The organism is Enterobacter sp. ENT03, from assembly GCF_019218745.1.
Classification (GTDB): domain Bacteria; phylum Pseudomonadota; class Gammaproteobacteria; order Enterobacterales; family Enterobacteriaceae; genus Enterobacter_D.
This window is the reverse complement of record NZ_JAHUXA010000001.1, coordinates 580,711-600,110: the sequence shown is the minus strand read 5'-3', so window position 1 is coordinate 600,110 and position 19,400 is coordinate 580,711. Positions and strand designations below refer to the sequence as shown.

Genomic DNA, 19,400 nt, shown 5'->3' with positions numbered 1-19,400 from the left:
TTGGCTAAGGCCTATTTTTTATTTATAGTGAATTGTATTCAATACATGCCATAACGATTTTTGCTACAATCGTTATATCTTCTAATGCGCATTCGAAAGGAGATATACCACCTTCCACATGAAGGCGCCTGCCGGGTAGACGTGTAATTGTTCTCATTAATACTTCACCATCAATATTAACAATCCATTTTCCGTCACGTACATCATCATTATTAATATCACAAATGTATTTGGAACTATCAACAACAACAACTATTGGGTTTTTTAAAGTTTTAGGAAGAAATTTTTCATCAAAAACATAGGACCCTTCAAGACAAAGTTCACCACTATAAAGAGTTTTCAGCGGAAGTTCTTTAATGTTTGTATTTTGTGAACCATCTTTGATTCCGTAACCATTAGTCAGCCAACTCAATGACGTACCAGTCTCTAAGGCGCACTGAATCACCCATTCAGCCGGAAAAGAGTCCCGCATATAGCGTGTTGCCAAGGTACTTTTCGAAATCCTCAAATGGTCGCACAAAGCTTGTCTTGTCTTAAAACCATAAGCTTCAACCATACGCTCTATGGCACCACGGCCGCCTTTTTCCAAATTCATGGTCACTCCAGGTGAACTTTTACCTTTACGATTTCATGATGTGATCGTATGTTTATCGTGTTCACAAAATACAAACGATCAGTATTCATCCTGATTAATCATTGCTAAACGAGGAATGTTGCATCATGAGACCTAACATTTCAATCACTCTCATTACCCCCCACGTCACTATTGAAAGATATAGTGAACTCACTGGGTTATCTATCGACACCATCAATGACATGCTTGCAAATGGTCGATTGCTTCGTCATCGCCTACGCAAGGATAAAAAGCGTGAAAAAGTGATGATTAACATCGCTGCGATGACTGTCGACGCCCTTTCTGATTGCAATGTGACTATCAGCTAGTTCTATTTTGAGACTTCACGGAGCAACTGACTATGTTTGACTATCGCATATCAAAACATCCTCACTTCAATGAAGCATGCCGGACCTTCGCGCTGCGCCACAATATGGCGAAGCTGGCAGAACGTGCAGGCATGAACGTTCAAACCCTGCGTAATAAGCTTAACCCTGAGCAACCACACCAGCTCACAGCGCCAGACAGCCTGGAAAGATGCATCGCCGCTCTCGTCGGAGGAACGGGAGCAGGCCGCCAAAATCAAACGTCAGGCACTGATTAATCAGGCGAATGGATACATAAACAGCAGGCAGTGGCCGGGCAAGGCAACCATTGGTCGGCTCGCTGGCGATGAGTTGGCGGATTACAACCGCTGGCTGGATTATCTGGATGCGCTTGAGGCTGTGGATACGATTGCAAACATGAATATAAGTTGGCCCGTTTCGCCTCAAGAGTAACCTATCCCCGCATCAGCGGGGATATTCTATAATTGAGTTACTTACTTCACCTGATAATTTCCACTGTGTTTTCAAGTGCCATAAAACATTTGCCGCCACATATCCTGATGCGGATTCTATTGTGAAAATGGTTTACTAATTATCTTATTATTTGTTAGTGACTTTTTGTAATGACTATGGCTATTTTTATGTTTTTGAATTGCGTCTTTAAGTTCTGATAGTCCTACTGAACCGCTTTTGCCAAAAGCTCCTAAAGTGTCGCTATCTGTTTTAGGCATGTAAGTCGAAACTTCTTGACCGATCGTCATAACTTTGTGGCCTAACGTGAATATTTGTTCGCGATAATTTTTTTCATTTACTACTGTTTTGTTTCTTTTGTCTTTTTCAATTGATAAATGTTCCAATAGATTATATTTTATGACTAGTTTTCGGAATTGCCCTTTATCACATACAGCCGGTAAGCAATTGAAATATAATACAATTAACTCATCGGATGATAGTTGGGCACGAACAATTCTGGCGTAATCATTTTTATCCTCTGCATCAAGGGAAGATTTATCAATGATTATTAATATTCTGTACAAATTTCGAAAATAATGACCAAAATAACCATTTTCATTCTTATTGAAGTTCCTGTATTTTCGTTTTGTGCGACTAATCACCACAGGGGAGCCGGTACTGGTTTTTGCATTGAATATGGGGTTTGTTTCTGCAGTAGGTATTAGTATGGTGTTTATTAATTCTGAAAAACTGCTTCTTTGTGTTTTGTTCTTAAAATTTAAATTGTCGATAAGATTATTATGTATGTTTAGCAAATTATAAAATCTATTCTCAAAATACTGTTTTTTAGCTTCTTCATTTTGTTTTAATTGGAGGTGAATGGTGAATAATAAAGCTGAAAAGGTTATGAAACCCAATATCGGGTTTAAAACACCGCCAAAGTAATCACCTAATGTTCCAAATGTAGCCATCTCATCAGTGTATTTAAGATCCCCTGTTTGTGATGGTATTATGACTATGTGGTTTTTGGCGCTGAAATAAAAATAGGTAATTGCTAAAGCGATAACGAATAATAGTATAAATATGGCTAGGCTTGTATTTACTCGTTTCAATTTAAATTCCTTTAATTTATCTCGTTGAAATAGGATGTCATTTGGATGAGGAAAATAATACTATTTAAGATGAAATGCAATTATTAAAATTGAATTGTTTATATACAACCAATTGAAGAGAAAGCGGTTTCTAGGGTGGAAGGATAAAGTCCCACCTGGAGAGGCTGCAACACTAAACAAAGAGATTTTGACTTACCTTTACATCTTCGAAGCTGAATGGTTGTAGTCAATGGATCATTTCACTATTTTGGCTGTCTTATCGCAAATTGTTAGGTAGACGAGATGAGTAAACATCATTTGTTTAAAGTAGCGCCACTCGATATGAATTATTGTACCAATATCTAAACAAACCTCATCATGTGCGCCACGCACAATCTTGCCGGAACATAGTCACACCCCCTCTACACCGGAGTGACTGCCTTATGGCTCAGGATTACCACCACGGGGTGCGCGTTGTCGAAATCAACGAAGGCACCCGACCGATTACCACTGTGAGCACAGCCATCGTGGGCATGGTCTGCACCGGCGATGATGCCGATGCGGCTATGTTCCCTCTCAATAAACCGGTTCTGCTGACCGACGTCCTGACCGCCAGCGGCAAAGCGGGCGAGTCCGGCACGCTGGCCCGTTCGCTGGATGCAATTGCCGACCAGGCCAAACCCGTCACCATTGTGGTGCGCGTGGCTCAGGGCGAAACCGAAGCGGAAACCACCTCCAACATCATCGGCGGCGTCACCGCTGACGGCAAAAAAACAGGTATGAAAGCGCTGCTCTCAGCGCAGTCACAGTTCGGCGTGAAGCCGCGCATCCTCGGCGTGCCGGGGCATGATACGCAGGCGGTTGCCATTGAGTTGCTGAGCGTGGCGCAGAGTCTGCGCGGGTTTGCTTATCTGTCTGCCTACGGCTGTAAAACCGTGGAAGATGCTATTGCCTATCGCGCTAATTTCAGCCAGCGCGAGGGGATGCTGATCTGGCCTGACTTCATCAACTTTGACACCGTGCTGAATGCCGACGCGACGGCCTCCGCCTCCGCCCGTGCGCTTGGCCTGCGCGCCAAAATCGACGAGCAGACCGGCTGGCACAAAACCCTGTCTAACGTCGGCGTGAACGGAGTCACCGGGCTGTCCGATGATGTGTTCTGGGATCTGCCCGCGAAAAATCAGCGCCGCGCCGCCTCATCCGAAAGGAATGCAGGAACAATTAGCTTACTGATTCAGGCCAGCTGGCGCAGTGTTACACCATCAGTCACTGCGCTGCTAATCTCCTTTTGAAAGCCCGCTCATCTGCAATCTCCATTAATCTTGCCTCTGCTGCAGCTTGGCTGCGCAATCCTGAAAGCTTCACTTTGAAGTAATGGGCATTTCCCTGAATGTTTAATGGTAGGGGAATCGATGCGATCAGCGTGTCCTCAAGTTCCCATGGCGCTTCGACAGGTATCCAGTGTACTTTGGCATTCTTTTCCATCCAGACATCAAGCCACTGCTCGCCTGGGTGTGTGAATGTCATTCTGGAGCCAGATCCAACCCGGCGCAGGGAAAAGCTGCTTACACCGCTTAGTAACACGCCAAGTGTGCGCCTGAGCGTTGAACCTGCAGCATTGCCGCTATAGTGGGTTTTAATACGCTTTCTCAGATTTGAGCGACTATTCGGTTTCCCACGCTGATCTGGCGAAATCCCGATGTACAGCAGTGTGTAGCCATCACAGGTAATGCAATTATCTGCCGGTACGCCCGGGGGGATTTCCTTGAACACCAAAAATAGACACCATTCACTGCGGGAACTGGCGTTGGCTTACTCATGACTTCCGTTCTGCTGTAGGTTTTCTCGGGGTAAAATTCGAACATTTGGCTCTCCTTGCTGACTTTTTTTCTGATTTTATTCATTTGCAGCCAGGATTCGATGGTTTTTGGAAGTGAGAAGGGCGAAAAATCAGGATAAGTGAACTCAGGCTTTTGCGACTGGATTTATCGCTGCCGCCATTTTGTCGCCATACAGGGGAATGAGGTGCTATAAATGACTGATTTCAAGACTAGTAAATTTCAGGCAACAAAAAACCCATCAACCTTGAACCAAAGATGGCGGGGTTGATGGGCTCCACAAATTGGGGACATCAAAGAAAAGCAGTGGCAATAGTTATGACTGGCGCTTTGCTGAAAAGTTCTCGACGTGTCATAAATTATTTGCCAGTGCGTTCAAGTTGAGACTTATCCTAACCCCGGCCAGATGATGATGATCAACGTACCGGCAAGCGTCAGCAGTACGTTGGCGATGGCATAGGTGCCAGCGTAGCCCAGCGCCGGGATGTTACTGCGTGCGGTGTCGCTGATGATCTCCATTGCCGGGGCGCAGGTGCGCGCACCCATAATTGCGCCGAACAGCAGGGCGCGGTTCATGCGCAGCACATAAGCGCCAAACAGGAAACAGATCACCACCGGCACCAGACTGACCAGCAGACCGGCGACCAGCATCTGACCGCCGACAGCGCCCAGTCCGTGCCCGATGCCGCTCCCGGCGCTCAGGCCGACGCCCGCCATAAACACCATCAGGCCGAACTCTTTCACCATATTTAGTGCGCCCTGGGGAATGTATCCAAAGGTCGGGTGGTTGGCGCGCAGAAAGCCCAGCATGATGCCGGCAAACAGCAGACCCGCCGCATTACCGATGCCAAAGCTGAAATTACTGAACTGGAAGGTGATCATGCCGATCATCAGGCCGACGATAAAGAAGGCGCAGAACGCCAGCAGATCGGTAACCTGGCTGTGAATGGAGATAAAGCCGATGCGGTCGGCAATGGTTTTGACCCGTCGAGCGTCGCCGCTTACCTGCAACACATCACCCTTGTTCAGCAGAATGTTGTCGTCGATAGGCATTTCAATCTGGCTGCGGATCACGCGGTTAAGGAAGCAGCCATGATCGGTCAGTTTTAACTGTGCCAGACGACGGCCCACCACGTTGTGGTTTTTCACCACGATCTCTTCAGTGACGATGCGCATGTCCAGCAGGTCGCGGTCAAATACCTCTTTACCGTTGCGGAAGCTCGGATCGAGACGCGCATGGGCATCCGGGTAACCGACCAGCGCGATCTCATCACCCATCTGCAATACCGCATCGCCATCCGGCGCGGCAAGAATACCGTTACGGCGGATACGCTCGATATAGCAGCCGGTCTGGCGATAAATGCCCAGCTCGCGCAGGTTTTTGCCATCGGCCCAGGCCACCAGCTCCGGGCCAACGCGATAGGCGCGGATCACCGGCAGATAGACTTTGCGGCTGGCGTCGGTATCCAGACCGCGCTCACGGGCGATTTGCTGGGCGCTGGTTTGCAGATCCTGATGTTGCAGTTTTGGCAGGTAGCGTGCGCCGACAATCAGACTGACCAGACCAATCAGGTAGGTCAGAGCATAGCCAAGGCTTAAATGATCGAGCGCAGATGACAGCTGCCCGCTGTCCATCCCCGAGTGGCGCAGCGTATCGCCAGCGCCGACCAGCACCGGTGTCGAGGTCATCGATCCGGCGAGCATCCCGGCCGTCAGACCTATATCCCAGCCGAATAGTTTACCCAGCCCAAGCGCGATGAGCAGCGCACTGCCAACCATCACCAGCGCCAGCATCAGGTAATTTTTGCCGTCGCGGAAGAAAATGGAAAAAAAGTTGGGTCCTGCTTCCACACCGACACAAAAAATAAACAACATAAAGCCTAAATTAAGCGCGTCGGTGTTAATCGCAAAATGCTGCTGGCCCACTAATAAAGAAACGACTAAAACGCCAATGGAATTACCCAGTTGAATGGAGCCGAGGCGCAATTTTCCGAGGCAGAGCCCGAGCGCGAGCACCACGAATAATAACAGTATGTAATTCCCATTTAACAAATCTGCGACGTTTATATTCACGGAGTCTAACTTCTTGTTTACTTGTAAGTTGTTGAAAGAAATAATAAATTGCGCTAATGTTTTGCTTGTGGCCAGACATCCATTAAAACAAATTCACTGACCAAAATAGCCTGCAACCATAATCAGGCCGTAGTTTAGTCGTATTAGCAAACCACGGCTAGTAAGAATCATGCATGTAAGTGGGTGCGTAATTTGGCAAGGATTGCTGCATAGCTTTATCTGACCGGACATTCCGCTGGAATGACCGAGGCATTTGATAGAGGCAGTGTCAGGAGGATGGTTTGAAATCTAAACATGGTTGGGCCAGCGCATTTTGCTGCTTTTTACTGTTTATTGTCGTGTGCCTGTCAGTGGCGCTAAATATGAAGGGCGCGTTTCGCGCATCAGGCCACCCGGAGCTGGGTTTGCTGTTTTTTGTGATCCCAGGCGCGGTGGCGAGCTTTGTGTCTCGTAAGCGTCAGGTATTACTGCCGCTGATGGGTGCGATGCTGGCGGCGCCGCTGTGCTTTATATTGATGCGTTTGTTTTTCACCCAGAACCGGTCGTTCTGGCAGGAACTGGCGTGGTTGTTCAGTGCGGTATTCTGGTGTGCGCTGGGTGCGCTGTGTTATTTGTTTGTCAGCAGTGCGCTGAGCAAATGGGGGCGTTAATCACGCCCCGCTTTATCAATGCTGTTACTACGCTTACTGCTCAGCAAATAGACCCAGATGGTCTTTGGCGTAGGCTTCGAAATCGGTGCAGCCGCCAATGTGTTTCTGATCGAGGAAAATCTGCGGCACCGTCTCAACCGGCTTACCCACCGTTTTTTCCAGATCGGCTTTGGTGATGCCTTCCGCATGAATATCCACGTAGCGATAGTTAAAATCATCACGCTCAGCGGTTAACTTCTCTGCCAGTTCTTTAGCGCGTACACAATACGGGCAACCCGGACGACCAAAAATTACAGCGAACATATTCTCTCCTTAATGCTTCAGGCCAGACGGCGAATGACACCATCATGCCGATAACAGTGGGTTATGAAAAGCAGGTTTTACCTGTTGGTTTGATACCGTAAGGCTATGTTTCGTCAAACCGCGTGAAAACGTTCATCCGGCGACTGCCTGCGTGTATCATACGCAGGCTTTTCCAGGTCTTGTCACAGAGAGGTGCAGGGTGAAAATAGCCATATTGTCCCGGGATGGAACGCTCTGGTCGTGCAAACGCCTGCGCGAAGCGGCGATACGACGCGGCCATCTCGTCGAGATCCTCGATCCGTTGTCCTGTTATATGAACATCAGCCCCGCGGCGTCATCTATTCACTATAAAGGCCGTCAGTTGCCTTTTTTTGATGCCGTTATCCCGCGCATTGGTTCGGCGATTACCTTTTATGGTACCGCCGCGCTGCGCCAGTTTGAAATTCTCGGCAGCTATCCCCTGAACGAATCCGTGGCCATCACCCGCGCCAGGGACAAACTGCGTTCGCTGCAACTGCTGGCGCGCCAGGGGATCGACCTGCCGGTCACCGGCATTGCGCATTCGCCGGACGACACCAGCGATCTGATCGACATGGTAGGCGGCGCGCCGCTGGTGGTGAAGCTGGTGGAGGGCACGCAGGGGATCGGCGTGGTACTGGCGGAAACGCGGCAGGCGGCGGAAAGCGTCATTGATGCTTTTCGCGGGCTGAATGCGCATATCCTCGTGCAGGAATACATCAAAGAAGCGAAAGGCTGCGACATACGCTGTCTGGTGGTGGGGGATGAAGTGGTCGCGGCGATCCAACGGCGGGCCAAGCCAGGGGATTTCCGTTCCAACCTGCATCGCGGCGGCGTGGCGACGGTAGCGAATATCACTCTGCGCGAGCGTGACATTGCCATTCTGGCGGCTAAAACCCTCGGACTGGACGTGGCGGGCGTCGATATTCTGCGCGCCGATCGTGGGCCGCTGGTGATGGAGGTTAACGCCTCGCCGGGGCTGGAAGGCATCGAGAAAACCACCGGCGTGGATATTGCAGACCGCATGATCGCCTGGATCGAGCGCCAGGCTACCGCCGATTTTTGCCTGAAAACCGGCGGCTGAGTGGTTTATCGCCACGGATAATGGAATGGATCGGCATTTTTGCGTAAGCTAGTGGCCGCGTAATTTTTTAAGAGGTAGCACATTCTATGGATTCACTCGTCGTTCCCGGTCTGGACACTTTACGTCAGTGGCTTGACGAGCTGGGCATCAGTTTTTATGAGTGTGATACCTGCCAGGCTTTACATCTGCCGCACATGCAGAATTTCGAGGGTATTTATGATGCCAAAGTCGATCTGGTTGACGACATCATTCTCTTCTCTGCGATGGCGGAAGTAAGGCCCACGGCGCTGCTGCCGCTGGCCTCTGATCTGTCGGCCATCAACGCCAGTTCACTGACGGTAAAAGCCTTCCTTGATATTCAGGATGATAATCTGCCAAAGCTGGTGGTTTGCCAGTCTTTATTCGCCGCGCCTGGGGTGAACTTTAAGCAGTTCTCCTGGTTTATGCGCCAGAGCGAAGAACAGATTTCCATGGTGATCCTTGAGGCTAACGCCCAGCAGCTGCTGTTTACCAGCGAAGAAGAAGAGCCTGGCCCCGACGCCACGCCGCACAATTTTCTTCACTAAGCGCCCCTGATTAAAAGGCAGTCGCTGCCACGGCGGCTGCATAATTCCTCTTTTTATTCTGTTTTTAACCTTTATTTAAAGAATATTTCACCTCCCTTAAGGCCATTTTGGCTTATCACATAGACTGATCTTGCATAAAAAATTGATAAAAGGCGTTTTTTAATCTGTCCTATAGCCTCGAACCCTGGCTACAGTTATTCTTGCGGGGCTTCAATAGCATGCAGCGTCTGCCGGGTAATTTGCATTACCTGATGCAGTGGTGAGTGACAAACTATGCACGATTCTTGCATAGCTTACAGGCGACGATTTAGTTCGAATGTTAACGAACTTTCCAGAAGGAATGAAATATGACCACCCTGAATAAAAAATGGCTGTCTGGTCTGGTAGCGGGTGCACTGATGGCGGTCACTGCCAGCACCTTCGCCGCTGAACAAAAAACGCTGCATGTTTATAACTGGTCTGACTATATTGCGCCGGACACCGTAGCGAATTTTGAAAAAGAGACGGGCATTAAAGTCGTCTATGACGTGTTCGATTCCAACGAAGTGCTGGAAGGCAAATTAATGGCCGGCAGCACCGGTTTTGATCTGGTGGTGCCCTCTGCCAGCTTCCTTGAGCGCCAGCTGACCGCCGGCGTATTCCAGCCGCTTGATAAGAGCAAGCTGCCGAACTGGAAAAACATGGATCCAGAAGTGCTGAAGCTGGTGGCAAAGCACGATCCGGAAAACAAATATGCGATGCCGTACCTGTGGGCGACCACCGGCATTGGCTATAACGTCGATAAAGTCAAAGCGGCGCTGGGCAAAGATGTGCCTATCGATAGCTGGGATCTGGTGATGAAGCCGGAGAACCTCGAAAAACTGAAAAGCTGTGGCGTCGCTTTCCTTGATGCCCCGGAAGAGATTTTCGCCACTGTGCTGAACTATCTCGGTAAAGATCCGAACAGCACTAACGCCTCGGATTACAGCGGTGCCGCCACCGATCTGCTGCTGAAACTGCGTCCGAACATTCGTTACTTCCACTCATCCCAGTACATTAATGACCTGGCGAACGGTGATATTTGCGTCGCCATCGGCTGGGCAGGGGATGTCTGGCAGGCGGCTAACCGCGCGAAAGAAGCGAAAAATGGCGTCAATGTTTCCTACATCATTCCGAAAGAGGGCGCGCTGGCGTTCTTTGACGTCTTCGCGATGCCGACGGATGCGAAAAACAAAGACGAAGCCTATCAGTTCCTGAATTACCTGATGCGTCCGGATGTGATTGCCCACGTCAGCGATCATGTGTTCTACGCCAACGGCAACAAAGCTTCCACGCCGCTGGTGAGCGCAGAAGTGCGTGACAACCCGGCGATTTACCCACCGGCAGATGTTTTCGCCAAGCTCTATACGCTGAAAGTTCAGGATCCAAAAATTGACCGCGTCAGAACGCGTGCGTGGACCAAAGTGAAAAGCGGTAAATAACGTCATTTGAAACTGTCACCGGGCGGCGCTTTGCTTGCCCGGCCTACGGTCCTGCGATCGTGTAGGCCTGGTAAGCACAGCGCCACCGGGCAAATGCCACTAACCCGGCAGGCGTCAGCGCCACCGGGTAATTCGCACCATGCCGGTGCGTTTGCACTCATATTTGTTCTATGCCGGAGAGCACCCCGTGAATGAGGCTACCCCCCGCCCACAAGCGAAGTCCCGCAAGGCGTTAACGCCGCTGCTGGAAATCCGAAATCTGACCAAATCCTTTGATGGTCAGCACGCTGTCGATGATGTCAGCCTCACCATCTACAAAGGCGAGATTTTTGCCCTGCTGGGCGCGTCCGGCTGCGGTAAATCCACACTACTGCGGATGCTGGCCGGGTTTGAGCAGCCGACCACCGGGCAGATTATGCTCGACGGTGTCGATCTCGCCCATGTACCGCCTTATCTGCGCCCGATCAATATGATGTTTCAGTCCTACGCGCTGTTTCCGCACATGACGGTGGAGCAGAATATCGCCTTCGGTCTGAAGCAGGACAAGCTGCCGAAAGCGGAAATCACCAGCCGCGTCGCCGAAATGCTCAACCTGGTGCATATGTCGGAGTTTGCCAAACGCAAACCGCATCAGCTTTCCGGCGGCCAGCGTCAGCGTGTGGCGCTGGCGCGCAGCCTGGCGAAACGCCCCAAGCTGCTGCTGCTCGATGAGCCAATGGGCGCGCTGGATAAAAAACTGCGCGACCGCATGCAGCTGGAAGTGGTGGATATTCTGGAGCGCGTCGGCGTGACCTGCGTGATGGTCACCCACGATCAGGAAGAAGCGATGACCATGGCCGGACGTATCGCCATCATGAACCGCGGTAAGTTCGTACAAATCGGCGAGCCGGAAGAGATCTACGAGCATCCGACCACCCGCTACAGCGCCGAATTTATCGGGTCGGTGAACGTCTTCGAAGGGCTGCTGAAAGCGCGCGAGGAAGATGGTCTGGTGATCGAGTCTCCGGGGCTGGTGCATCCGCTGAAGGTCGATCCCGACGCCTCGGTGGTGGACAACGTGCCGGTCTACATCGCGCTGCGCCCGGAAAAAATCATGCTCTGCGAAGATCCGCCTGCGGATGGCTACAACTTTGCCTTAGGCGAAGTGGTGCACATTGCGTATCTGGGCGATCTGTCGATTTATCACGTGCGCCTGCACAGCGGGCAGATGATCAGCGCGCAGTTACAGAATGCGCACCGCTACCGCAAAGGCTTACCAACATGGGGCGACGAAGTGCGTCTGTGCTGGGATGCCGACAGTTGTGTGGTACTGACGGTTTAAGGAGCGGCGATGAGTACACCTGAATTACCGGCCCGCGCGCAAAAAACGGGCGGGTTTACGCTGTGGCTGGCGCGTATGCAGATGAAGCACGGGCGCAAAGTTGTCATCGCGCTGCCCTATATCTGGCTGTGCCTGCTGTTTCTGCTGCCATTTTTGATCGTCTTTAAGATAAGCCTTGCAGAAATGGCGCGCGCGATCCCGCCGTATACCGATCTGATGTCCTGGGAAGACGGGCAGCTCAGTCTGACGCTGAACATCAATAACTTCCTGCAACTGACCGACGATCCGCTCTATTTCGAAGCCTATCTTCAGTCTTTGCAGGTGGCGGCAGTCTCTACGCTCTGCTGTCTGGCGATGGGTTATCCGCTGGCGTGGGCGGTGGCGCACAGTAAACCTTCGACGCGTAACATCCTGCTGTTGCTGGTAATTTTGCCGTCGTGGACCTCGTTTTTGATCCGCGTATACGCCTGGATGGGGATCCTGAAAAATAACGGTATTCTGAATAACTTTTTGCTGTGGCTTGGGGTAATCGATCAGCCGCTGACGATCCTGCACACCAATCTCGCGGTCTATATCGGCATCGTGTATGCCTATCTGCCGTTTATGGTGCTGCCGATCTACACCGCCTTAACACGCATTGATTACTCGCTGGTCGAAGCCTCGCTCGATCTCGGCGCGCGTCCGCTGAAAACCTTCTTCAGCGTGATTGTGCCTCTGACCAAGGGCGGCATTATTGCCGGTTCCATGCTGGTATTTATTCCGGCGGTAGGGGAGTTTGTGATCCCGGAACTGTTGGGCGGCCCGGACAGCATTATGATTGGCCGCGTACTGTGGCAGGAGTTCTTTAATAACCGCGACTGGCCGGTGGCCTCGTCGGTGGCGATCATCATGCTGTTGCTGCTGATTGTGCCGATCATGTGGTTCCACAAACACCAGAGTAAAGGCACGGGGGACCACGCATGAACAACTTACCGGTAGTGCGCTCGCCATGGCGTATTTTGATCCTCGTGCTAAGCTTCACCTTCCTGTATGCGCCGATGCTGATGCTGGTGGTGTACTCCTTCAACAGCTCCAAGCTGGTGACGGTATGGGCAGGGTGGTCGACCCGCTGGTACGGCGAGCTATTCCGTGATGACGCGATGATGAGCGCCGTCGGATTAAGCCTGACGATTGCCGCCTGCGCGGCCACGATGGCGGTATTTCTCGGGACTATCGCGGCGGTCGTCATGGTGCGTTTCGGGCGCTTTCGCGGCTCCAACGGCTTTGCTTTTATGATCACCGCGCCGCTGGTTATGCCGGATGTCATCACCGGGCTGTCGCTGCTGCTGCTGTTTGTTGCGCTCGCCCATGCCATTGGCTGGCCTGCGGATCGCGGAATGCTGACCATCTGGCTTGCGCACGTCACTTTCTGTACCGCTTATGTGGCGGTGGTGATCTCTGCACGATTACGCGAACTGGATCAATCCATTGAAGAAGCGGCGATGGATCTGGGGGCAACACCGCTGAAAGTGTTCTTTATCATTACGCTGCCGATGATCATGCCAGCAATTATTTCTGGCTGGCTGCTGGCGTTTACGCTTTCGCTGGACGATCTGGTGATCGCCAGCTTTGTGTCCGGGCCGGGGGCGACCACGTTGCCGATGCTGGTCTTCTCCAGCGTGCGTATGGGCGTGAACCCGGAAATCAACGCGCTGGCGTCGATCATCCTTGGCGTCGTGGGAATTGTTGGTTTTATCGCCTGGTATATTATGGCGCGCGCAGAAAAGCAGCGAGTGCGTGACATCCAGCGTGCAAGACGCGGCTGATGGCACTAAAATCTCGTTAAGATCGCAATGCCGCGCCTGTCGCGGCATTTTTTTCGCAGGGAAGAGAACGCATTGGATTTAATGAGCAAGAGACCAGGGATGCATGCCCGGCTCAACGTCCCGGCGCTGGTTCAGGTGGCGGCTATCGCCATCATTACCACGCGCTGCGTTGATCTGATCATGCTCTTCGACCTGCTGGGTGTGCGCGGCGTGGTGGACTTTGTCCATCGTAGTGCGCAGACCTGGGATCTGACGCTGATTTTTCTCGGCAGCCTGGTGCTGCTGTTTGTCGAATTTTACTGTGCGTTTTCCATGGGCAAAGGGCGTAACTGGGCGCGCTGGCTCTATCTTGCTTCGCAAATCGTGGCGACCGGCTATTTATGGGCGGCCTCGCTGGGCTACGGTTATCCGGAGCTTTTCAGTATCGCTGGCGAATCCAAACGCGAGATCCTCCACTCCCTGTTTATGCAAAAACTGCCTGATTTGCTGATCCTTTTTCTGCTGTTCGTGCCCTCGCCCAGCCGACGCTTTTTCCATCTGCGTTAACGGTGGTACAATCCCCGCCCCGCAAAAATTAAGGTTTTCATCATGCAGTGCGCACTCTATGACGCGGGTCGTTGCCGATCCTGTCAGTGGATCGAACAGCCCGTCGCCCGTCAGCTTGACGCCAAAATGGCCGATCTCCGTACCTTGCTGGAGGGAATGCCGGTAGCCGAGTGGTGCGCACCGGTGAGCGGCCCGGAGCAGGGCTTTCGCAACAAAGCGAAAATGGTGGTCAGCGGCAGCGTCGAAAAACCGCTGCTCGGCATGCTGCATCGCGATGGTACGCCGGAAGATCTGACCGGCTGCCCGCTCTATCCCGCCTCGTTTTACCCGGTCTTTGCGGCGCTGAAACCCTTTATCGCCCGCGCGGGCCTGACGCCCTACAACGTGGCGCGAAAGCGCGGCGAACTCAAATACCTGTTACTCACCGAAAGCCAGCAGGATGGCGGCATGATGCTGCGTTTTGTTCTGCGTTCGGATGCCAAACTGGCGCAACTGCGTGCGGCGCTGCCGGAATTACAGGCGCAACTGCCGCAGCTGAAGGTGATCACCGCGAATATTCAGCCGGTGCATATGGCGATCATGGAAGGGGAGCAGGAGATTTATCTCACCGGGCAGCAGGCGCTGGCGGAGAATTTCAACGGCGTGCCGCTGTGGATCCGCCCGCAGAGCTTTTTCCAGACCAACCCGCAGGTGGCGAGCCGCCTGTACGCCACGGCGCGGGACTGGGTGCGGGCGCTGCCGGTCACGCATATGTGGGATCTGTTTTGTGGCGTCGGCGGCTTCGGGCTACATTGCGCCACGCCGCAGATGAAGCTGACGGGTATTGAGATCGCCCCGGAAGCCATTGCCTGCGCCAGAGCGTCGGCACAGGTGCTCGGCCTGGATAACTTACAGTTTCAGGCGCTGGATTCTACACATTTCGCCACCGCCCAGGGGGAAGTGCCGGAACTGGTGCTGGTCAACCCGCCGCGCCGTGGTATCGGCAAGGCGCTGTGTGAGTATCTGGCGCGCATGGCTCCGCCATTTATCATCTATTCCAGCTGTAATGCGCAGAGTATGGCGAAGGATTTGCGTGAACTGCCGGGTTACCGCATCAGTCGTGTGCAGTTGTTTGATATGTTCCCGCATACCGCGCATTACGAAGTGCTGACGTTGTTAGTACGGGAGTAATGCCGGGGGCGCGCTAAATGCCGGGTGGCGCTGGCGCTTACCCGGCCTACGTGACGTGTAAAGGCGATCCACATCTGTAGGCCCGGCAAGCGACGCGCCGCCGGGCGGGAAGGGCGTATTACTGCGGGAACCACTGATCGCTGATTTTCTGATAAGTGCCGTCGGATTTGATGGCTTTCAGCGCGGCATTCAGTTTTTCCAGCAACGCCTTGTTATCCGGACGTACAGCAATGCCAAGGCCGGTGCCGAAGTACTGCGGATCGGTCACTTTCGGCGTGGCGGTACCCAGTTGCGGGTTGGTTTTAAGCCACTCGTTTACCACCGCGGTATCACCAAACACGCCATCGATACGGCCATTTTTCAGATCGATAATCGCATTCTGGTAGCTGTCATAGGCTACGGTTTTCACTTCCGGATGCTGATCCTGCAGATATTTCTGGTGCGTGGTGCCGTTTTCCATGCCGATGCGTTTCCCTTTCAGCTCTTCAAAAGAGTTAAACGCGCCTTTTTTGGCGATCACCACCGCTGAGTTGGCGTAGTACGGCTCGGTAAAGGCCACCTGCTTGCTGCGATCCGGCGTAATGTCCATACCGGAAATCACCGCGTCATATTTTTTAAACTTCAGCGCCGGGATCAGGCTGTCAAAGGCATGGTTTGTGAAGGTGCATTCGGCCTGCATCTGTTTACACAGCGCTTTCGCTAAATCGAGATCAAAACCGACGATCTGATTGCTGGCATCCAGGGACTCAAACGGCGGATAAGTAGCGGAAACGCCGAAGCTGATTTTGTCGGCGGCAGCGGCACCGGCTGCAAAGGTGGCAAGGATAGCGGCCAGAACTAACTTTTTCATGGTGGAGCTCCTGTCTGTCAGTCTTATTGTTTTTACCGTGTCTGCGGCATGGGGCTAACAATGCCAGTTAATGAATTTATATGCAATATTTATGATTAATTATATTTTCACGGATGTAAAAAAGGCGGGTTGCCCCGCCTGATTTTACGACTTAATTACGCCGTTCAAAGGCCAGCGCCCGACGCTCGATCAAACGCATCATCAGCGTCAGCAAGCCATTAACTATCAGATAGATAAGGCCGGCTGCGCCGAATACCATCACATCATACGTCCGGCCATACAGCAGCTGCCCGTGGCCCATGACTTCCATCAACGTGATGGTATAGGCCAATGAGGTGCTTTTGAATACTAATACCACTTCGTTGGAATAGGAGGAGAGGGCGCGTTTAAAAGCGTACGGCAGCAGGATCGCCAGCGTATCTTTTTTACTCATGCCCAGCGCGCCGCAGGACTGCCACTGGCCGTCCGGGATGGCGCGGATCGCCCCGTAAAACAGTTGCGTGGTATAGGCGGCGCTGTTAAGTGACAGGGCAATCAGCGCGCACAGCCAGGGTTCCGACAGCAGATGCCAGATCAGCGGATATTCCTGTAGCGTCGGGAACTGCCCCGGGCCGTAGTAAATCAGGAAGATCTGCACCAGCAGCGGCGTACCGGTAAACAGCGTGATGTAACCGCGCACGATCCACACCAGCACCGGCGTTTTCAGCGTCAGCACAATGGTAAAGATCAGCGCCAGCACCAGCGCCACCAGAATGGACGCCACGGTGAGCGTCAGGCTGGTGTGCAGCCCCTTCATCAGTTCAGGTAAATACTCAAGCATCAGTCAGCTCTCCGCTCAAAACGTGTCGCGCGCAGATCAATGCGGTTGAGGATGTACTGACTGAGCAGGGTAATGACCAGATAAATGGCCGCCGCCACGATATACCAGGTAAAAGGCTCCTGGGTTCGGGTGGCGATACTGCGGGTCTGCAACATCAAATCGTTTACGCTGATCAGCGACACCAGCGCCGTATCCTTCAGCAGCACCAGCCACTGATTGCCCAGCCCCGGCAGCGCATGACGCCACATCTGCGGCATCACCAGGCGGAAGAAAATCGCGCTTTTCGACAGGCCCAACGCCTGGCCGGATTCCCACTGGCCCAGCGGAACGGCTTTCAGCGCGCCGCGCAGCGTCTGCGACGCATAGGCCGCGTACAGCAGCGACAGCGCAATGACACCGCAAAGGAACGGGCTGACATCGAAGTTTTCGATCTGCATTTGCAGCGGGATTTGCACCACGCCCAGATTGAGCGTGAAGCCGTCAGACAACATTAACAGCAGCTGTGATGAGCCAAAATAGACAAACAGCACCACCAGAATTTCCGGCAGGCCGCGCAGGATCGTGACCAGCGCCGATCCCGCCCATGCGACAGGACGCCATTTAACGGACTCCCATACCGCAAAAAGCATCGCCAGCGCGAGGCCAATGATCAGCGCACAAACGGCAAGGCCGACGGTCATCCCGGCGGCGCTTGCTAAAGGGAACATGTCATTCATCAAGGATTACTTCTGGAACCATTTGTTATAGATGTTCTCGTAGGTGCCATCTTTCTTCACTTTATCCAGCGCAGCGTTAAATTTCTGCTGGAGCTCAGTGTTGCCCTGACGAACCGCGATACCCAGACCGGTACCGAAGTAATCTTTATCGGTGACTTTGTCGCCTACCGCGGCCAGCTTGTCACTGGCTTTCAGCCACTCGGTTACCACGGCGGTGTCACCGAATACCGCATCAATACGCCCATTTTGCAGATCCAGCTTCGCATTCTGATAGCTGTCGTAAGGCACGGTGGTGATTTCCGGGTGCTTATCCGTAATGAATTTCTGGTGCGTGGTGCCATTCTGCACGCCGACTTTTTTGCCTTTCAGGGCATCAATGCTGGCGAATTTGCCTTTCTGACCAATAAACAGCGCCGAGTTGTCGTAGTAGGCGTTGGTGAACAGCACCTGTTTTTCACGCTCCGGGGTGATGTCCATTCCGGCCATTACCGCGTCGAAACGACGGAATTTCAGGCTCGGGATCAGGCTGTCAAAGGCCTGATTGGTAAAGGTGCAGGTCGCATCGATCTCTTTACACAGCGCATTGGCCAGGTCGACGTCAAAGCCAACGATCTTGTTGTTCGCATCCGTGGATTCAAACGGAGGGTAGCTGGCTTCGGTAGCGAAACGAATAGTCTGGGCAGCACCAGCAGAGAGGCTGACACTGGCGAGCAGGGCGGCAATCAGTACTTTTTTCATTGTCATGGTCCCGAAAAGATCAGTGAGATAAGTAGTGTTTAAAAGCATCGGTCTGCGGCGCGGCAAAGCGGCTGGCATCCCCTTGCTCGATAATATGACCATTTTCCATGTACACCACCCGGCTGGCGGTCTTGCGCGCCACTTCTACTTCGTGGGTGACGATCACCTGGGTAATGTGGGTTTCCGCCAGCTCACGGATGATGCTCACGATCTGCGCGGTGATTTCCGGATCCAGCGCGGCGGTCGGCTCATCAAACAGCAGCACCTGCGGCTCCATCATCAGCGCACGGGCAATGGCCACGCGCTGCTGCTGACCACCGGAGAGGTGCAACGGAAAGCGATCGCTGTAAGGTTTAAGACGCAGACGCTCAAGGAGCTTATCGGCGCGCGCCAGCGCCTGATCTTTGCTCAGACCCAGCACACGGCAGGGGGCTTCGATCAGGTTTTGCACCACGGTCAGGTGCGGCCACAGATTATATTGCTGGAACACCATGCCGACGTTCTGACGCAGGCTACGGATCGCCTTGTCAGACGGCGCTTTGGAAAAATCAAACTGATTGCCGGCAATGGCGAGCGTGCCGGAGCGCGGCATCTCCAGCAGATTGAGTACGCGCAGCAGGGAGCTTTTGCCTGCACCGCTTGGGCCAAGCAGCACCAGCGTTTCGCCCTCAGGGCAATCCAGGTTGATATCGAACAGCGCCTGATGGGCGCCGTAGAAACAGTTAATGCCGTTTAATTGAATACTCATCGAGGCAATCTAATAGCTATTGAGGCCGCAAATAGTAACGTTGACAGAATAGTTATGCAATATTTCTGCGTGAAAAGGTAAATATAAAGCGCATCCAGTGATAAAGTTAGCACAAACCCCTGGACGTGGTGTGATGCAGGTAGAAATGTCGGCATTCACGGCGGAATGCCAGACAATTTACGGGGGTTAACAGTATTAACCCGTTAATGAT

Annotated in this window: 20 protein-coding genes and 3 pseudogenes; 13 read left to right on the top strand and 10 right to left on the bottom strand. The window is 52.6% G+C overall.

Annotated features, from left to right (window positions below; all coding sequences use genetic code 11):
* Positions 1 to 22: 22 nt before the first annotated feature.
* Positions 23 to 595, bottom strand: coding sequence for a phage repressor protein CI (locus tag KW828_RS02895; protein WP_218334903.1), 573 nt, complete (start codon positions 593 to 595; stop codon positions 23 to 25).
* Between the two features lie 125 nt (positions 596 to 720).
* On the opposite strand from KW828_RS02895, the gene KW828_RS02890 reads away from it, so the two are divergent.
* From KW828_RS02890 to KW828_RS02880, 3 genes and pseudogenes are all read left to right on the top strand, one after another.
* The gene (locus KW828_RS02890; protein ID WP_218334902.1) at positions 721 to 942 is read left to right on the top strand and encodes a regulator; all 222 of its coding nucleotides are present in this window, start codon (positions 721 to 723) and stop codon (positions 940 to 942) included.
* A gap of 32 nt (positions 943 to 974) precedes the next feature.
* Positions 975 to 1,130 (top strand): annotated as a pseudogene (locus tag KW828_RS02885) (phage regulatory CII family protein); the annotation flags it as partial.
* A 10-nt stretch (positions 1,131 to 1,140) separates the two neighbouring features.
* A pseudogene (locus KW828_RS02880) lies at positions 1,141 to 1,392 on the top strand (tail fiber assembly protein); the annotation flags it as partial.
* Positions 1,393 to 1,508: 116 nt separating this feature from the next.
* Here the strand turns inward: KW828_RS02880 and KW828_RS02875 are convergent.
* Positions 1,509 to 2,504: a putative phage abortive infection protein gene (locus KW828_RS02875; protein ID WP_218334901.1), complete on the bottom strand. Its 996-nt coding sequence runs from the start codon at positions 2,502 to 2,504 to the stop codon at positions 1,509 to 1,511.
* 422 nt (positions 2,505 to 2,926) lie between these two features.
* On the opposite strand from KW828_RS02875, the pseudogene KW828_RS02870 reads away from it, so the two are divergent.
* Positions 2,927 to 3,652, top strand: a pseudogene (locus KW828_RS02870) (phage tail sheath subtilisin-like domain-containing protein); the annotation flags it as partial.
* A 97-nt stretch (positions 3,653 to 3,749) separates the two neighbouring features.
* Here KW828_RS02870 and KW828_RS21835 read toward each other — a convergent pair.
* Positions 3,750 to 4,256 (bottom strand): GIY-YIG nuclease family protein, encoded by a 507-nt coding sequence (locus tag KW828_RS21835; protein WP_256349957.1) that lies wholly within the window; start codon positions 4,254 to 4,256, stop codon positions 3,750 to 3,752.
* A 452-nt stretch (positions 4,257 to 4,708) separates the two neighbouring features.
* Positions 4,709 to 6,394: an aspartate:alanine antiporter gene (locus KW828_RS02860; RefSeq protein WP_218334900.1), complete on the bottom strand. Its 1,686-nt coding sequence runs from the start codon at positions 6,392 to 6,394 to the stop codon at positions 4,709 to 4,711.
* Between the two features lie 281 nt (positions 6,395 to 6,675).
* Between KW828_RS02860 and KW828_RS02855 the strand changes: the two genes are divergently transcribed.
* On the top strand, positions 6,676 to 7,044 hold the full coding sequence (locus KW828_RS02855; RefSeq protein ID WP_218334899.1) for an inner membrane protein YbjM: 369 nt from the start codon (positions 6,676 to 6,678) through the stop codon (positions 7,042 to 7,044).
* A gap of 33 nt (positions 7,045 to 7,077) precedes the next feature.
* Here KW828_RS02855 and KW828_RS02850 read toward each other — a convergent pair whose 3' ends face one another.
* Positions 7,078 to 7,347, bottom strand: a complete 270-nt coding sequence (locus tag KW828_RS02850; protein WP_088219814.1) for a GrxA family glutaredoxin — start codon at positions 7,345 to 7,347, stop codon at positions 7,078 to 7,080.
* Between the two features lie 199 nt (positions 7,348 to 7,546).
* On the opposite strand from KW828_RS02850, the gene rimK reads away from it, so the two are divergent.
* From rimK to rlmC, 8 genes are all read left to right on the top strand, one after another.
* Positions 7,547 to 8,449: a 30S ribosomal protein S6--L-glutamate ligase gene (gene rimK, locus KW828_RS02845; protein ID WP_218334898.1), complete on the top strand. Its 903-nt coding sequence runs from the start codon at positions 7,547 to 7,549 to the stop codon at positions 8,447 to 8,449.
* 86 nt (positions 8,450 to 8,535) lie between these two features.
* A complete protein-coding gene (locus tag KW828_RS02840; RefSeq protein ID WP_218334897.1) occupies positions 8,536 to 9,015 on the top strand; it encodes a YbjN domain-containing protein in 480 nt (159 codons plus the stop codon).
* A 347-nt stretch (positions 9,016 to 9,362) separates the two neighbouring features.
* Positions 9,363 to 10,475, top strand: a complete 1,113-nt coding sequence (potF, locus tag KW828_RS02835; protein WP_218334896.1) for a spermidine/putrescine ABC transporter substrate-binding protein PotF — start codon at positions 9,363 to 9,365, stop codon at positions 10,473 to 10,475.
* Between the two features lie 187 nt (positions 10,476 to 10,662).
* Positions 10,663 to 11,796, top strand: a complete 1,134-nt coding sequence (gene potG / locus KW828_RS02830) for a putrescine ABC transporter ATP-binding subunit PotG (RefSeq protein WP_218334895.1) — start codon at positions 10,663 to 10,665, stop codon at positions 11,794 to 11,796.
* A gap of 9 nt (positions 11,797 to 11,805) precedes the next feature.
* Positions 11,806 to 12,759 (top strand): putrescine ABC transporter permease PotH, encoded by a 954-nt coding sequence (gene potH, locus KW828_RS02825; RefSeq protein WP_218334894.1) that lies wholly within the window; start codon positions 11,806 to 11,808, stop codon positions 12,757 to 12,759.
* Complete coding sequence (gene potI / locus KW828_RS02820; RefSeq protein ID WP_218334893.1) at positions 12,756 to 13,601, top strand: putrescine ABC transporter permease PotI; 846 nt, start codon at positions 12,756 to 12,758, stop codon at positions 13,599 to 13,601. The genes potH and potI overlap by 4 nt, the downstream gene beginning before the upstream one ends.
* Positions 13,602 to 13,682: 81 nt before the next feature.
* Positions 13,683 to 14,147, top strand: a complete 465-nt coding sequence (locus tag KW828_RS02815) for a YbjO family protein (protein WP_218334892.1) — start codon at positions 13,683 to 13,685, stop codon at positions 14,145 to 14,147.
* Positions 14,148 to 14,189: 42 nt separating this feature from the next.
* Positions 14,190 to 15,317: a 23S rRNA (uracil(747)-C(5))-methyltransferase RlmC gene (rlmC, locus tag KW828_RS02810; RefSeq protein WP_218334891.1), complete on the top strand. Its 1,128-nt coding sequence runs from the start codon at positions 14,190 to 14,192 to the stop codon at positions 15,315 to 15,317.
* 118 nt (positions 15,318 to 15,435) lie between these two features.
* On the opposite strand, the gene artJ is transcribed toward rlmC, so the two are convergent.
* The 5 genes from artJ to artP form a co-directional block, all read right to left on the bottom strand.
* The gene (artJ, locus tag KW828_RS02805) at positions 15,436 to 16,167 is read right to left on the bottom strand and encodes an arginine ABC transporter substrate-binding protein ArtJ (protein WP_218334890.1); all 732 of its coding nucleotides are present in this window, start codon (positions 16,165 to 16,167) and stop codon (positions 15,436 to 15,438) included.
* A 151-nt stretch (positions 16,168 to 16,318) separates the two neighbouring features.
* Positions 16,319 to 16,987: an arginine ABC transporter permease ArtM gene (gene artM, locus KW828_RS02800; protein ID WP_218334889.1), complete on the bottom strand. Its 669-nt coding sequence runs from the start codon at positions 16,985 to 16,987 to the stop codon at positions 16,319 to 16,321.
* Complete coding sequence (gene artQ / locus KW828_RS02795) at positions 16,987 to 17,703, bottom strand: arginine ABC transporter permease ArtQ (protein WP_088219802.1); 717 nt, start codon at positions 17,701 to 17,703, stop codon at positions 16,987 to 16,989. The genes artM and artQ overlap by 1 nt, the downstream gene beginning before the upstream one ends.
* Positions 17,704 to 17,709: 6 nt before the next feature.
* Positions 17,710 to 18,441 carry an arginine ABC transporter substrate-binding protein ArtI gene (artI, locus tag KW828_RS02790; protein ID WP_088219801.1) on the bottom strand — a complete coding sequence of 244 codons (732 nt, stop codon included), beginning with the start codon at positions 18,439 to 18,441 and terminating at the stop codon, positions 17,710 to 17,712.
* Positions 18,442 to 18,460: 19 nt separating this feature from the next.
* Positions 18,461 to 19,189, bottom strand: coding sequence for an arginine ABC transporter ATP-binding protein ArtP (artP, locus tag KW828_RS02785; protein WP_218334888.1), 729 nt, complete (start codon positions 19,187 to 19,189; stop codon positions 18,461 to 18,463).
* Between the last annotated feature and the right edge of the window lie 211 nt (positions 19,190 to 19,400).